We start from the raw sequence: 15,108 nt of genomic DNA on the forward strand, positions 1-15,108 counted from the left end.
GGCGTGAGGCGACCGGCGCAACGCCACCTGATGTCGTGGCTTTTCAAGCAGGCAGCACATGCCGATGACGAGTGAAAACACCAACCAGTGACGATTTCCTGTATGGGAGACCTGTCTTTTTGACGCAGGTCAAAGTCTTCACGACTGTGTCATACCAGAAGAACCGTTGACGCAGAATGATTTATGAACGGAGAGAGTCGTGAGCTCCACCGAACCAGTCGATCCCCCGCCGCTCTACGCCGCCCGCGAGCCGATTTTCCCGCGCCGTGTGCATGGCCAGTTCCGCAACTTGAAATGGGTGTTGATGGCGGTGATGCTCGGCATCTATTACATCACGCCGTGGATTCGCTGGGATCGTGGGCCGGAGCTGCCCGATCAAGCGGTGCTTCTGGACCTCGCGAACCGTCGCTTCTTCTTCTTCATGATCGAAATCTGGCCGCATGAATTCTACTTCGTCGCGGGTCTGCTGATCATGGCCGGTCTGGGGCTGTTCCTGTTCACCTCGGCGCTGGGGCGCGTCTGGTGCGGCTATGCCTGCCCGCAGACCGTCTGGACCGATCTGTTCATCCTCGTCGAGCGCTGGGTCGAGGGCGACCGCAACGCACGTATCCGCCTGCTGCGCCAGAAATGGAACGCCGAGAAGGTCCGCAAGCGGATCACCAAATGGGTGCTCTGGCTTCTGATCGGTGTCGCGACGGGCGGGGCCTGGGTGTTCTATTTCACCGATGCGCCGACGCTGCTGCACGATCTGTTCACCGGCAGCGCCTCGCCGATCGCTTACACGACGATCGCGGTGGCAACGCTCACGACCTTCGCTTTCGGCGGCTTCGCGCGCGAACAGATTTGCATCTACGCCTGTCCGTGGCCGCGCATTCAGGCCGCGATGATGGACGAAGACACGATCACGATCGCCTATCGCGAATGGCGGGGCGAGCCGCGCGGCAAGCTCAAGAAGGGTCAGCACGACCCGACGCAGGGCGATTGCATCGACTGCATGGCTTGTTTCAACGTCTGCCCGATGGGCATCGATATCCGCGATGGCCAACAGCTCGAATGCATCACCTGCGGGTTGTGCATCGACGCCTGCAACGAGGTCATGGACAAGATCGGCAAACCTCGCGGCCTGATCGGCTACATGGCCCTGAAGGACGAAGCGAACGAGCGTTCTGGCAACCCGGTCGTCAACGTCTGGAAGCACATCCTGCGCCCGCGCACCATCCTCTATTTCGCGATGTGGTCGCTGATCGGGGTCGGCCTTGTGGTCGCGCTCTTCATGCGCTCGCCCATCGATTTCAACGTCACGCCGAACCGCGATCCGCTCTTCGTGGTGGAACCGTCGGGCGCGATCCGGAACATCTACACGCTGCGGCTGCGCAACAAGGCGGGCGAGGCGACCGAGTTCAAGGTCTCCGTCAAGGCGCCCGATCCGGCCGACCAGAGCACGCTGAGCGTGTTGCTCGAAGGCCAGGACGGGACCACCGTGACGGTGCCCGCGGATGAAACCATGACCCAAAGGGTCTATATTGTCGCCGATCCCGGTTCGTCCATCGCCACCAGCGAGCGCACCGAACTGACGATGTGGATCGAGGACATGACCAATACTGACCGCGTGTCGGAAACGACCGTATTCAACGGAAGGGTACAATGACCGAGATGGCGAAACCGCTGACCGGAAGAAAAGTGCTGATGATTGCGGTGGGCTCCTTCGGGGTGATCATCGCGGTCAACTTTGTCATGGCGTGGCAGGCGATCAGCACGTTTCCCGGCCTCGAGGTCGACAATTCCTATGTCGCCTCGCAGTCCTTCAATGAAGAAAAACGCGCACAGGATGCGCTTGGCTGGACTGTGTCGCCGGACTATTCCGACGGCAAGCTCAGCTTCGTCATCCGCGACGAGAATGGGTTGCCCGCGCGGGTGGCCGAGTTCAAGGCGCTGGTCGGGCGGACGACCCATGTCCGCGAGGACATGACCCCCGATTTCGACTATGTCGGTGGCATCTTCACCTCCAAGGTCGACCTTGCTCCGGGCGTCTGGCTGGTGCATCTCGACGCGAAAGCCGCAGACGGCACGGAGTTCCGTCAGCGGATTGACCTCTTCGTGAAAGGCTGAACCGATGTCGGTGTCGCCCGCTTCGCCCACACGCAACGAACCGTTCGAAGACGAGCGCGTCTCGGCCTCGGCCTGTCCGGCCTGCATCGCGGCCCCCTCGGCGGAGCAGATGGCGAAATCGGGTGACGTCAAGGGCGCGCGGATCATGCTCTCGCTTCCCACGGCGCATTGCGCGGTCTGCATCACCGATGTCGAGCGCGAGCTGATGAAGCAGCCGGGCGTGAAGTCGGCCCGGGTCAACCTGACGCTGAAGCGCGCCTCCGTCGATGCGGCGGGCGATGTCGAACCGGCGGGGCTGATCGCGGCGCTCGACAAGATCGGCTATGAGGCGCACGAGCTTGATCCCGGCATGCTGTCTGCGACCGAGGCCGACAAGCGCGGGCGCGACCTGCTGATGCGGATCGGCGTGTCGGGGTTCGCGATGATGAACATCATGATGCTCTCGATCGCGGTCTGGTCGGGGGCCGAGGATTCGACGCGCGACCTCTTCCACTGGATTTCGGCGGCGATTGCGCTGCCCACCACGATCTTCGCGGGCCAGCCGTTCTTCGCCAATGCCTGGTCTTCCCTGCGCGGCGGGCGTCTGGGAATGGATGTGCCGATCTCGCTCGCGATCCTGCTCGCGCTCGGGATTTCGCTGTTCGAGACGATGCATTCCGGCGCGCATGCCTATTTCGAAGCGGCGACGATGCTCACCTTCTTCCTGCTCGTAGGGCGCTATCTCGATTACCGCACGCGGGCCGTGGCCCGTTCGGCGGCCGAGGAACTGGCCGCGCTGGAAGTGCCGCGCGCGACCGTTCTGCGCGACGGCGAGGAAGTCATCGTGCCCGTGGGCGAACTGGCTGTGGGCGACCTGATCCGGGTGCGCCCCGGTGGCCGCATCCCCGCCGATGGCGAAGTGACCGACGGCCAATCCGAGAGCGACCGCTCGCTCCTGACGGGTGAAAGCCTTCCCGTTCAGGTGCTGCCCGGCATGGCGCTCTCCGCTGGCGAGGTGAACCTGACCGGGCCGCTGACCCTGCGCGTGACGGCAGCCGGACGCGACAGCTCGCTGCACCGCATGGCAGATCTCGTCGCGATGGCCGAGAGTGCAAAGACCAAATACACCTCGCTCGCCGAACGGGCAGCGCGAGCCTATGCGCCGATCGTGCATATCCTGTCCTTCACCGCCTTCTGCGCCTGGGCGTGGATCACCGGCGGTGACTTCCGTCTGGCGGTTAATATCGCCGCTGCCGTGCTGATCATCACCTGCCCCTGTGCGCTGGGGCTGGCCGTGCCTGCGGTGGTGACCGCCGCATCGGGCAAGCTGTTCCGCAAGGGGCTGCTGATCAAGGACGGCACCGCGCTGGAGCGTTTGGCCGAGATCGACACGGTCGTCTTCGACAAGACCGGTACGCTGACCATGGGCGCGCCGCGTCCGCAGAACCTCTCCGATCTGTCGCCCGACGCGCTCTCCGTCGCGATGGCGCTGGCCGAAGGGTCGAGCCACCCGCTTGCCCGCGCGTTGCACGAGGCCGCGGCAGGGCAGGGGGGCGTCCCCGCCACGCTCACCGATCTGCGCGAAGTTCCGGGCTACGGCGTCGAGGGCGTCTGGCAGGGGCAGCGCGTGCGGCTCGGCCGTGCGAACTGGATCGGTGCCGAGGACGGCACGACCACCGCGACCCATCTCAAGATCGGCGATGCGACCCCGATCTCGATCCGCTTCGCCGACACGCTGCGCACCGGCGCCGAAGAGGCCGTGGCCGGTCTGAAGGCGCAGGGCAAGCAGGTCTGGCTGGTCTCGGGCGATGTCGAAGGGGCGGTGAGCGATCTCGCCGCGCGCCTCGGGATCGAGGCCTACCGCGCCGGCGCCTTGCCTGCCGAGAAAGCGCAGCTGGTAAACGATCTCACCCAACAGGGCCACCGCGTGCTGATGGTGGGCGATGGGCTGAACGACACAGCCGCGCTGGCCGCGGCCCATGTCTCGGTCTCGCCTGCCTCCGCGCTCGACGCGGCGCGGACGGCTTCGGATATCGTGCTGCTGGGCAAGGACCTCGCGCCGGTTTCCGACGCCGCCTCGATCTCGGTGCGCGCGCGTCGCCGGATCAAGCAGAACTTCGGCATCTCCATCGTCTACAATATCTTCGCCGTGCCGCTCGCGCTGACCGGGCTTGCGACGCCGCTGATGGCGGCGCTCGCCATGTCGGCCAGTTCGATCACGGTGTCGCTCAACTCACTACGCCTGCGCTGAAAGGAGCCCCGCATGGAGGTTCTTCTCTATTCGATTCCGATTTCCCTACTGCTCGGCGGGATTGGCCTCGGGGCGTTTTTCTGGTCGCTCAAGACCAATCAGTATGACGACCCGAAAGGCGATGCCGAGCGCATCCTGTCCGACGAGTTCGACGACCGCCCGAAGCAGGATTGAGTGCCCGAAGGGCTCGGAGAAGGGCAGGGGCATCCCGACAGACTTGCGCCCCCTTCGCCTTGGTTCAAATATCCCCGCCGGAGGCTCCCCCGTGGCGCTCCACGCGGCGGACCGCATGAGGCCCCGGATAAGAAAAAGCCGCGCTGACCAGGCGCGGCTTTCTCTCTTTGTCCCCGAGGGAGGAAGAATCTCAGGGACCGACCACTTTGCAGTCCATAGCGCGTGCTTCGAGCCTTGCACAGGCCAGTTGCGCCATGTCCTGGGTCATTCCCACGAAATTCGCCTCGTATCCGGTCTTGCGCGTCGCGACCTTGCGCAGCGCCTCGCCCAGCGTGTCGCTTTCCATCAGCGCGGTGGTCAGCATGTGACGCTCCGCCGCGAAGCGCGATCCGAACAGGCCGAGGCTGACGCCCCAGTTGCGCCCGCCCGAGCTGGACACGCGCGCTACCACGCGCGGCTTCTGCGCCGGGCCGGGGGCCGGCGGGGTGAGCGCGGCGAGGATGATCTCGCTCTTGCGCTTCTCGGGAGCTGCGGCCATCTGCGCGGTCTCGGGCTGCGGATCCGTCGACTGCACGAAGCTGGACGGGGCCTTGGCGCCGTTGGCCTTGCCGTTTCCGTCGAGGTCGAGCGTATGCGCCTCGGCCAGCTCGACCGTCTCGGGCTGCGGTTTGGTGGACTGAACGAATTTCGGACCGTCCGACGCGCCGGGATCGTAGGAGGCTAGTTGCACGTCGCTCGGCTTTTCGGTGCCGTCCTGGCCCGCCTTGTCTGCAGCGACAGCGGCGTCATGCGCCTGTGCCTGCGCCAGCGGCGTGGCCTTGGTCACTTCGGCGGGCAGCGACTTGGTCACGTCCGCGATCTGGATGTCGCGCGGGTTGCGCTGCGGGCGGGGGCTTGCCGTGATCTCCGCGCCGATCCCGAGCGTGCCGGCATCGGCGACGACCACGTCCTCCGCGCCTGCCGCGCCGTCCTGAGCGCCTTCGGCCACGTCCTCGGGGATATCGGTCACTTCGTCCACCTGATCGGCCTGCACCGCAGCGGCGAGCGCGGTCGAGATTGCATCGCTATCCGCATTGGGCACGGTCGGACGGATATCGGGACGCGGGCTCTTCTTCGGCGCGAGATTCACCATCAGCATCGGCGATTGCGCAGGCGCGATGTATTGCGGGATCGCAGGGCGGATCGTGCGCGCGTGGGTCGGCGCGCGCTTGAAGCCCAGATCCAGCAGATCGGCCATTTTCGCGTTGCGCTGCGCGGTCGAAGTGCCGCCGAAGACGGTCGCGATGATGCGCTTGTCGCCACGCTTCGCGGAGGCGGTCAGGTTGAAGCCCGAGGCCGAGGTGTAGCCGGTCTTGATCCCGTCCGCGCCCTTGTAGGCAGCGAGGAACTTGCGGTTCGTCGAATAGACGGTGCGCACTTTCGCATCCGCCGAGCGGCGCGAGAAGATGTTGTAATATTGCGGGAAGTCGAAGAACAGGTGGCGGCCCATGATCGTCATGTCATGTGCCGAGGACAGGTGGCCCTTGCGGGTCAGGCCGTTGGCGTTGACGAAATGGGTGTTCTTCATGCCCAGCTGCCGGGCGGTGCGGTTCATCCGCGCGGCGAAGCCTTCCTCCGAGCCGCCGATGTAATCGCCGAGAGCTGCGGCGGCGTCATTGGCCGATTTGATTGCGGCAGCGCGGATCAGGTAGCGCACGGCGATCTTCTGGCCGGGGCGCAGGCCGAGTCGCGAGGGCGGCTGGCTCGCGGCGTGCTTGGTGACGGTAACGATCGAGTCGAGACTGAACTCGCCATGCTCGATAGCCTGGAAGGTGATGTAGAGCGTCATCATCTTCGTCAGAGAGGCCGGATGCAGTGGCGTATCGGCGTTTTTGGAGTAGAGAACTTCGCCCGATCGCATGTCCATGACCATCGCCGCGTAAGGGGCGGCCTGCGCAGCGATCGGCGCAATGAGTGTCAGAAGGATTACGAATAGCCCATCACGGACCCAGCGCATCAGCGTGGTCACGGCTTCACCTATTTCACTGCCTCAATTTGACCCCTTGTAGTGGTACCGATCTTCGGCCGGTTTCCAGGGTTTATATTAGCGAGAAGCGTAGCACGGCTCTCTCAGGCTGAAAACTCCCTATTTTCAAGCACTTTCACTGCGACATTCATGCAATACCACAACATATGGTGGGGTCTTTGCGGGAATTCGTCTATCTGTGGTGTTGTAGGTGCACGAAAGCGTGAGGTTGGCGGAGCGTGACGCCACGCAAAGCAGGGCTCAATTCGTGATTTTTGCGATCAGGTCCGGCAGCGCGCCGAGGTCCGGCAATTCCGCGAAGCGCGGATGCGCTGACGGAGCCTCCGCATGCTCGAAGGCCCATGTCAATTCATGGGGCACATGCACGCCCCAGCCGCCTGCCTCGATCATCGGGATCACGTCGGATTTCAGCGAATTCCCCGCCATCAGCCCCTGCTCCGCGCCTTCGGCGTGGCGCGCGAAAATCTCGGCATAGACCGGGGGCTTCTTGTCCGAGACGATCTCGACCGCGTCGAACAGATCGCCGAGGCCCGACTGCGCCAGCTTTCGCTCCTGGTCAATCAGGTCGCCCTTCGTCACCAGCAGGATGCGGTAGTCGTCCGACAGCGCCTCGATCGTCTCGCGCGCGTGCGGCAGCAACTCGATCGGATGCGAGAGCATCTCGCGCCCGGCGGCGAGGATCTCCGACAGGATCGTGGCGGGCACGCGACCCTCGCTCACCTCGATGGCGGTTTCGATCATCGACAGGGTGAAGCCTTTGACGCCAAAGCCATAATGCGTGATGTTGCGACGTTCCGCCGCGATCAGCCGCTCGGCCAGATGATCGGGTTCGGCGTGCTCGCGCAGCAATTCGGTGAAGCGCCCCTGCGTGAGTTTGAAGAAACGCTCGTTGTGCCAAAGCGTGTCATCCGCATCGAAGCCAATCGCCGTCAGCTGCATCGTCCCGCCTTTCTCGCTGGAGGTGTTGAGGGACTTTTCATATGTCACGAAGACCCTATATTCCGCCAGAGCCCCTCAACGAATCCTGATGCCGGAGCGCCCTTGACCGAGCCTCTTTACATGATGTCCGACGACGACCAGGACGACAGCGATAACGATGCGTCCCTCGCGACCAAGACGCGGCCGAAGACGCAGCGCCCGCCGATGTACAAGGTGATGCTGCTCAACGACGATTACACGCCGATGGAATTCGTCGTGCATATCCTCGAGCGGTTCTTTGGGCTGAACCACGCACAGGCGTTCGAGATCATGCTGACCGTGCACAAGAAGGGCCTCGCTGTGGTTGGCGTCTTTTCTTTCGAGGTGGCCGAGACGAAGGTGGCGCAGGTGATGGATTTCGCGCGCCGCCACCAGCACCCGCTGCAATGCACGATGGAGAAGGAATAAACGCCGCCAAAGCGGTTCCTTGCAAATTCAGTCGCGCCCGCCTATCTGGCGGGCTCGTTTCTTTCAGAGGGTTCCCTGCATGAGCCATCCGCGACTTTCGCTCGCTCTCGAGATGCCCGAGGCGCTTCCGCCCGAGGGAGACATTGCGCTGTTTTCGCCCGTGGGCACGCTGGACCTTGGCGGCCTGCCGGTTGATCGCCTCGTCGCGATCCAGCCCGAGAAACCCGATCACGACGTTCTCTCACAGCGCGGCCTCCGCGTCTCGCCGAGCGCCGAAGGCAGCTATGCCGCCGCGATCATCTTCGCGCCCCGCGCCAAGGCGGAGGCCCGCGCCCTGATCGCCGATGCGTGCCAGCGTGTGGCTCCTGGCGGGCCGATCTATGTCGACGGGGTGAAGACCGAAGGGATCGACTCGCTGCTCAAGGAATTGCGGGGACGGGTGGACCTGTCCGCGCCGATCGCGAAGGCCCATGGCAAGATCGCATGGTTCGCGGCAGACCCAGATCTGCTGAGCGACTGGGCGGCGCGGGATATCCATCCTGTCGAAGGTTTCGTGACTCGTCCGGGTGTGTTTTCCGCGGATGCGGTGGACGAGGGTTCAGCGCTTCTGGCCGAATGCCTGCCCGAGACGCTGCCCGCGAAGGTGGCCGATCTCGGCGCCGGCTGGGGCTGGCTCTCGGCGCAAATCCTTGCACGTAAGGGCGTCGAGCGTCTCGATCTGGTGGAATCGGATGCGGTCGCCCTGGACTGCGCGAAACGCAACATTTCCGATCCGCGCGCACAGTTCCTTTGGGCGGATGCCACGCGCCATGCGCCGGAAGAGCGCTACACTGCCGTCGTGATGAACCCGCCCTTCCACGGGGCTGCACGCGGCGCAGACCCGGCGCTGGGGCTGGCCTTCATTCAGGCTGCGCGTGGTATGCTGTCGCTGTCGGGCACGCTCTGGATGGTGGCGAACCGCCATTTGCCCTATGCCGACGCGCTCGCCACCGCGTTCCACGAGATCGAAGAGATCACGCCGCCCAGCGGCCCCTCCACCCGTTTTCGTATCATCCGCGCAGCCAAGCCGATCCCGGCCGGAAAGACCCCGGGGAAATCTGCGGGCATGCGCGCCACAGCCGAGCCGAAACGTACCCTTGCCCCTCGCAAGCGGCGCTAAGCTCGCCTAACCTGCCTCAATATCCACGAGGAGACACCCAATGTCCCTTTCTGTTTCCGGCAAGACCGTCATCGTCACGGGCGCAGCCCACGGTATCGGTCAGGCCATCGCGCGCCATTTCGTCGATCGCGGCGCGCAGGTGATGTTCGCCGATATCGATGAAGAAAAGCTTGCCGCCGAACTGGGCGACACCGCCAAGACCGAAGGGCCGGTGCGCTATTTCTCGGGCGACCTGTGCGAGAAGCTGGCGGTGAAGAACCTGCTCTCGGCCACGGTGGACGCGTTCGACCGGATCGACATCCTGGTGAATTGCGCACGCACCTTCGCGCCCTGCGACCCGCTCGAACCGTCGGTGGACGTACTCGACTCGATGCTGTCGCAGAACATGAAATCGGCTTTGCGGGTCAGCCAGATGACCGCGAAGCGGATGATCAAGCAGGCCGAGGAAGAGGGTCGCACCGAGGGTGAGATCGGCTCGATCATCAATGTCTCGACGCTGGCCTCGAACCGCACCCAGCCCGAGTTGATGGCCTATTCGATCGCCTGCGCTGCGCAAGATCAGGCGATCCGCTCGCTCGCCGTGGCTCTCGCGCCGAAGCGGATTAGGGTGAACGGTGTCAGCTTCGCCTCGGTGATGAGCCGTTCGCTGCAGGATGCTCTGAAGGAAAACGACGACTGGCGCGAGGCGATCTGCGAAGGCACGCCGCTGGGCCGGATCGCACCGCCGTCGGAACTGGCCGAGACGGTGCAGTATCTGGCGTCCTCGGGGGCGAGCTTCGTCACCGGGCAGATCATCAATGTCGACGGCGGACGCAGCCTTCTGGACCGCGTGCAGGTTCCGGCCTTCTAAGGGGTCAGGACCTTGCCGCGCGCCGGTCCATCGCCCAAAGCGCGCCCGCGCCTGCAACGCCCAGAAGCGCACCTGCCGCCGCGGCCAGCTCATAACCCGCAATAGCCGTGCCGATGGCAAAGATTGCCGCGGAGAATCCATCGCCTGCCAGCTTTTGCAGCGCCATCAGCGAGGCTCCTGCGCCGGGCCGGTTCGACAGCAGGTCCTGCAGATAGGCCATCGGTTGGGTCAGGACGACCGCGCCGCCGATCGCGCCGGGCAGGGCGAGAAACCAGACATAGGGCGTTGCAGCCAGCACCGGGATCAGTCCCAGATGGGTCGCGTAAAGCGCGGCTCCCGCCCAGATCATCGTCGTCCGCTCGATCCGTCCCAGAACAAGCGGCAGCGCCAGCATGAAGGGCACTTCCAGCCCCGCCATCAGGCCAGCATAGAGCGCGGTATCGGCGGCCCCACGGCCCGGCGTCGCCTCGAACACCAAGCCCATCACCACGAGATAGAGCATCACCGCTCCGTTGATCGTGCCAAGCGCCACGACGCGGGCAAGGATCGGCAGGTTCGCCATCTCGCGTAAGGATTGCCGGAAGCTCAGCCCCGATTTCGGGTCGGGCCAGCGCGTCGCCCCGTCACGCGGCCAGAAGAGGAAGGTCAGCGAGAGGATCGTGGCCCCGAGGGTCAGCGTCACCGGGTAGATCGAGGTCAGCTCCGCCCCCTGATCGAAGATCACCGACCAGATCGGCAGCACCACGACCCAAGGCAGCGCGAAAAGTGCCCGCAGGGTCGAGAGGATCGCGGGTCGGTCCTCTGCCGGATGGGTCGAGGCCGCCAGACGGGACAGCGCGAAAAGCTGCCCGAAGATCGACGCCGAGAGCGGCAGGATCAGCGCGTTGGCGATCACGAAGACCACCCAGTTGTCGCCCGCCAGCACCAGCCCCGAGCCCGCGATCAGCATCGCCGAGGTGCCAAGTGCGATGGCCCGGCGGTTCGCGCGCTGATCGGCGAGGATGCCAAGTCCGACCGAGGCCGAGACCGACAGCACCGAGGCGACCATCAGCACTCCCGAATAGGCGCGATCCGACAGGCCGAACACCTTGATCGCCAGCGCCGAGACATAGGGCCCCATCGTCGCCGCATGGGCGCCGAACAGCACGAGCAGCACGGCGGCGAGGCGCAGGGCGGGATCGGACAGGACAAGGCGGATCGGGCGCAGCATGGCGCCGCTTTGCGCTTTCGGGCGACCAAGTGCAAGAGGGAGGCGTCAAGCCTTCCTCGTGGACCTACAAAGACTTAGCGAAAAGCCCGGCGGAAAACCGCTCTCGGGAGGGAACGGCGGTGCCGCAAAGCTCGTTCAGAAGACAGGGCGGAGAGGTTGTATATGTAAAAGGAAGTGTCATGCTCTCGCGTCATATCGCACTGAAGTTCGATAATGTGATCCGCAATATCTTCGTCCGCGCGGAGGTGCCGCCATCGCAGGTGTCGACACCGCGCCTCGGGCGGCTGGAGGATGCCGAAACTGCCTTGGAACAGGATTGCGCCCGCGTCGTGCTGGCGATGCCACGGGACGAGCGCGATGTGCTCTGTCTGACCTATGGCCTTAGCGGTCACGCCCCGATCCCGCCGCACCGGGCAGCCGATGTGCTGGACTGGACTCTGATCCAGACGATGACCGTCGGCGAGGGGGCGATCCTGCGGCTCCGCAACGCCAAATCCGCCCGCATCGCTTTCGAACCGCTGCTCGAGAACCTGCATCCGCGTCTTCTGGCGGCGGCCGACGAGATCTATGAAATGCGTCTGGCCGAGGTGCCGCGCAAGCGCCGCGACAAGGTGCTGAAAAACCTCTGGTGCGATATCAGCCCGCTGGAACGCCTCGCCTTGCGCGGCTTCGGCGATGGCGAAATCCCCGAGATGGAGCGGGCGCTCGAGCGCCGCGCGGCGGGTCAGCTTCTGTGCTGAGTGCTCAGCGCCAGTCGAAGAAGCCTTCGCCCGCCTGAGACAGTAGATCGCGCGCGAGGTGTTCGCCCATCGCGGCGCCCTCGTCGATATTGCCCCAGCGTTCGCCCGCGAGCGCCTCGGAGCCGTCGGGACGTAGGATCTGACCGCGCAGCCAGAGCCGGTCGCCCTCGATCAGTGCGAGCCCGGCGATCGGTGTCTCGCAGGAGCCGTCCAGCGTCGCGAGGAATGCGCGTTCCGCCAGCAGGCGCTGCTCGGTCACCAGATCATGGATCGGGGCCAGAAGGGCCTCGGCGCGAGCATCGGCCATCCGGCGCTCGATCCCGATCGCGCCCTGTGCGACAGCCGGCAGCATCTCTTCGGGGGCGATGGGCCCGCGCGCCGAGTCCTCCATCCCCAGACGCCGCAGCCCCGCATAGGCGAGGAAGCTCGCAGCCGCGACACCGTCCGCCAGCTTCTTCAGCCGGGTCTGCACATTGCCGCGAAACTCGACCAGCTTCAGATCGGGTCGCACGTGGGCAAGCTGCGCCCGGCGACGCAGGCTGGAGGTGCCGACCGTCGCCCCTTCGGGCAGGGCCATGATCGAGTCGTATTCCAAGCTGACGAAGGCATCGCGCACGTCTTCGCGCGGCAGATAGCAATCGAGCACCAGTCCCTCGGGCTGCTCGGTCGGCATGTCCTTCATCGAATGCACGGCGATATCGATGCGGCCATCGACCATCGCCTCTTCGATTTCCTTCGTGAACAGGCCCTTGTTGCCGATCTCCTTGAGCGGTTTGTCCGCTGCGATCATCGCCCGGTCGTCGCCCGTGGTCTTGATCACCACGACCTCGAAAGCGTCTTCGGGCAGGCCATGCGCGGCCATCAGCCGGTCACGGGTCTCATAGGCCTGCGCCAGCGCCAGCGGCGAGCCGCGGGTGCCGATCTTGAGCGGGGATTTCGCATCGGGCATCTGTGTCATGGCCCCGGAATATCCGCGACAGATGGACCTTGCAAGAAGCCCCGCGCTTGACATGACGCCACAGGTCGCGTCGAAGGGGGCAAAGAGGAGGCGCCAGAATGACCGACAAGACGATCCTGCGAGCTTTGAAAGGCGAAGTGCTGCCGACCCCTCCGGTCTGGATGATGCGGCAGGCGGGGCGCTACCTGCCGGAATATCGCGCGACGCGGGCGAAGGCGGGCGATTTCCTGTCGCTGTGCTACACCCCCGAACTGGCCGCCGAGGTGACGTTGCAGCCGATCCGCCGCTACGGCTTCGACGCGGCGATCCTGTTCGCCGACATCCTGCTCCTGCCGCAGGCTCTGGGCGCCGATTTGTGGTTCGTGACAGGCGAGGGTCCGCGCCTCTCGACGATCACCGGGGCCGACGATTTCGCCAAGCTCAAGACCAAGGACGACATCCACGAGACGCTGAATCCGGTCTATGAGACGGTCTCGATCCTCTCGGAAGAACTGCCGAAAGAGACCACTCTGATCGGTTTCGCCGGCGCACCGTGGACCGTCGCGACCTACATGATCGCGGGGCGTGGCACGAAGGATCAGGGTCCGGCGCATGCGCTGAAGGCCGAAGACCGCGAGACCTTCGTGAAAATCATCGACCTGCTGACCGTCTCGACCATCGAATACCTTTCGAAACAGGTCGAAGCCGGGGCCGAAGTCGTGAAGATCTTCGACAGCTGGGCGGGCTCGCTCAAGGGCCAGGATTTCGAGGACTTCGCCGTCGAACCGGCGCGCAAGATCATCGCCGAGATGAAAGCGCGTTTCCCGGGTCTGCCGGTCATCGCCTTCCCGCGCGAGGCGGGCGAGGGCTATATCGGCTTCCATCAGAAGACCGGCGCCGATTGCGTCGCTCTCGACAATTCGGTGACACCGGAATGGGGTGCAGAGCATGTCCAGGTGTCGGGCTGCGTACAGGGCAACCTCGCATCCTCGCATATGGTCACCGGAGGTCAGGCGCTGATCGACGAGACCCGCCACGTGGTGCAGGCCTTCAGCAAGGGGCCGCATATCTTCAATCTCGGTCACGGGATCACTCCCGATGCCGATCCGGAGAACGTGGCGCTGATGGTCGAGACGATCCGCAACGGTTGACACGCGATTTCGACCGAGAGCGCGCGCGTCCGAGTATTCGGGCGCGCAACTATCTCTTCCTCTTGGCAAAAATATCCCGGGGTGAATTCGCGTAAGCGAAGAGGGGCAGCGCCCCTCTTTTCTTTCCGTTTACGTGCCTGCGCGCGGGTGGGGCAGCGCCCCTCCACCTCGCGCCCATGAGGCCATCAGCCCTTCAATACCACTTCGCGACGGGCGGCAGGCTCATCAGGACCGCATCCGCATTGTGGCCGGTTTCCAACCCGAATTTCGTGCCCCGATCATAGACGAGGTTATATTCGGCATAGAGCCCGCGATGACGCAGCTGGGCTTCGCGGTCCTCTTCGGACCAGTCCTGCACGCGGCGTTTCTCGATCAGCGGCTGGAAGGCGGGCAGGAAGGCCGCGCCCACCGATTGGGTGAAGGCGAAATCGTCCTCCCACTCATCGGTGTTCAGATCGTCGTAGAAGATGCCGCCGACGCCACGCGCGCGGCCGCGATGGGGGATGAAGAAATACTCGTCCGCCCAGGCTTTGAAATGGTCGTAATAGGTCTTGTCATGAGCGTCGCAGGCGGCCTGCATCTCGGCGTGGAAATGCGCGGTGTCCTCGTCATACTCAAGACACGGATTGAGGTCCGCGCCGCCGCCGAACCACCACGCGCCGGGCGTCCAGAACATCCGGGTATTCATGTGCACGGCGGGGCAATGCGGGTTCTGCATATGCGCGACCAGCGAAATGCCTGCGGCCCAGAAACGCGGGTCTTCCTCCATCCCCGGCACGCCGCGCGCGGCCATCGCCTTTTGCGCGCGGGGGGCCAGTTCGCCCCAGACGGTGGAGATGTTCACGCCGACCTTTTCGAAGACGCGACCGCCGCGCATCACGCTCATCTTGCCGCCGCCGTGGTCCTCGCCCGCGGGGCCCTTGCGCTCGGTCGGGGTGACTTCGAAGCGACCCGGCGCCTGCTCGGACAGCGGACCTTCGGTATGACTGTCCTCCAGCCCCTCGAACGCCGCCACGATCCGGTCGCGCAGGTCCGAGAACCATTGGCTCGCGCGGCCCTTGCGGGCGTCGAAATCCTCAACCGTGTCTGTCATGCGTCGGGCCTCCCAAATCTCTGGCGTGATCCTTAGCAGGCGT

Annotated in this window: 14 protein-coding genes; 9 read left to right on the forward strand and 5 right to left on the reverse strand. The window is 64.7% G+C overall.

Annotated elements, in window-relative coordinates:
- Positions 1-199 precede the first annotated feature (199 nt).
- Genes ccoG through ccoS form a run of 4 tightly spaced genes read left to right on the forward strand, consistent with a single transcriptional unit; the run spans position 200 to position 4,513 of the window.
- Positions 200-1,648 (forward strand): cytochrome c oxidase accessory protein CcoG, encoded by a 1,449-nt coding sequence (gene ccoG, locus B6V74_RS07325; protein ID WP_075774160.1) that lies wholly within the window; start codon positions 200-202, stop codon positions 1,646-1,648.
- The gene (locus B6V74_RS07330; protein ID WP_075774161.1) at positions 1,645-2,109 is read left to right on the forward strand and encodes a FixH family protein; all 465 of its coding nucleotides are present in this window, start codon (positions 1,645-1,647) and stop codon (positions 2,107-2,109) included. Before ccoG ends, B6V74_RS07330 begins: the two co-directional genes overlap by 4 nt.
- A gap of 4 nt (positions 2,110-2,113) precedes the next feature.
- Positions 2,114-4,339, forward strand: a complete 2,226-nt coding sequence (locus tag B6V74_RS07335; RefSeq protein ID WP_088722401.1) for a cation-translocating P-type ATPase — start codon at positions 2,114-2,116, stop codon at positions 4,337-4,339.
- A 12-nt stretch (positions 4,340-4,351) separates the two neighbouring features.
- The gene (gene ccoS, locus B6V74_RS07340) at positions 4,352-4,513 is read left to right on the forward strand and encodes a cbb3-type cytochrome oxidase assembly protein CcoS (RefSeq protein ID WP_075774163.1); all 162 of its coding nucleotides are present in this window, start codon (positions 4,352-4,354) and stop codon (positions 4,511-4,513) included.
- A 190-nt stretch (positions 4,514-4,703) separates the two neighbouring features.
- On the opposite strand, the gene B6V74_RS07345 is transcribed toward ccoS, so the two are convergent.
- Positions 4,704-6,509: a D-alanyl-D-alanine carboxypeptidase family protein gene (locus B6V74_RS07345; RefSeq protein ID WP_088719771.1), complete on the reverse strand. Its 1,806-nt coding sequence runs from the start codon at positions 6,507-6,509 to the stop codon at positions 4,704-4,706.
- Between the two features lie 270 nt (positions 6,510-6,779).
- The gene (locus B6V74_RS07350; protein ID WP_088722402.1) at positions 6,780-7,478 is read right to left on the reverse strand and encodes an HAD family hydrolase; all 699 of its coding nucleotides are present in this window, start codon (positions 7,476-7,478) and stop codon (positions 6,780-6,782) included.
- A gap of 120 nt (positions 7,479-7,598) precedes the next feature.
- On the opposite strand from B6V74_RS07350, the gene clpS reads away from it, so the two are divergent.
- From clpS to B6V74_RS07365, 3 genes are all read left to right on the forward strand, one after another.
- Entirely contained in the window at positions 7,599-7,925 is a 327-nt protein-coding gene (clpS, locus tag B6V74_RS07355; protein WP_088722630.1) for an ATP-dependent Clp protease adapter ClpS, read from the forward strand.
- A gap of 79 nt (positions 7,926-8,004) precedes the next feature.
- On the forward strand, positions 8,005-9,084 hold the full coding sequence (locus tag B6V74_RS07360) for a class I SAM-dependent methyltransferase (RefSeq protein WP_088722403.1): 1,080 nt from the start codon (positions 8,005-8,007) through the stop codon (positions 9,082-9,084).
- A 40-nt stretch (positions 9,085-9,124) separates the two neighbouring features.
- A complete protein-coding gene (locus B6V74_RS07365; protein WP_075774166.1) occupies positions 9,125-9,934 on the forward strand; it encodes an SDR family oxidoreductase in 810 nt (269 codons plus the stop codon).
- A 4-nt stretch (positions 9,935-9,938) separates the two neighbouring features.
- On the opposite strand, the gene B6V74_RS07370 is transcribed toward B6V74_RS07365, so the two are convergent.
- Positions 9,939-11,144 carry a hypothetical protein gene (locus B6V74_RS07370; protein ID WP_088722404.1) on the reverse strand — a complete coding sequence of 402 codons (1,206 nt, stop codon included), beginning with the start codon at positions 11,142-11,144 and terminating at the stop codon, positions 9,939-9,941.
- 179 nt (positions 11,145-11,323) lie between these two features.
- On the opposite strand from B6V74_RS07370, the gene B6V74_RS07375 reads away from it, so the two are divergent.
- A complete protein-coding gene (locus tag B6V74_RS07375) occupies positions 11,324-11,884 on the forward strand; it encodes a hypothetical protein (RefSeq protein ID WP_075774168.1) in 561 nt (186 codons plus the stop codon).
- A 4-nt stretch (positions 11,885-11,888) separates the two neighbouring features.
- On the opposite strand, the gene hemC is transcribed toward B6V74_RS07375, so the two are convergent.
- Positions 11,889-12,842, reverse strand: a complete 954-nt coding sequence (gene hemC / locus B6V74_RS07380) for a hydroxymethylbilane synthase (RefSeq protein WP_075774169.1) — start codon at positions 12,840-12,842, stop codon at positions 11,889-11,891.
- A gap of 98 nt (positions 12,843-12,940) precedes the next feature.
- On the opposite strand from hemC, the gene hemE reads away from it, so the two are divergent.
- Positions 12,941-13,972, forward strand: coding sequence for a uroporphyrinogen decarboxylase (gene hemE, locus B6V74_RS07385; RefSeq protein ID WP_088719669.1), 1,032 nt, complete (start codon positions 12,941-12,943; stop codon positions 13,970-13,972).
- Positions 13,973-14,165: 193 nt separating this feature from the next.
- Here hemE and hemF read toward each other — a convergent pair whose 3' ends face one another.
- On the reverse strand, positions 14,166-15,065 hold the full coding sequence (gene hemF / locus B6V74_RS07390; RefSeq protein WP_088719670.1) for an oxygen-dependent coproporphyrinogen oxidase: 900 nt from the start codon (positions 15,063-15,065) through the stop codon (positions 14,166-14,168).
- Positions 15,066-15,108: the final 43 nt, after the last annotated feature.

The organism is Thioclava sp. F42-5 (genome assembly GCF_002213195.1).
In the GTDB taxonomy this organism is placed as follows: domain Bacteria; phylum Pseudomonadota; class Alphaproteobacteria; order Rhodobacterales; family Rhodobacteraceae; genus Thioclava; species Thioclava nitratireducens.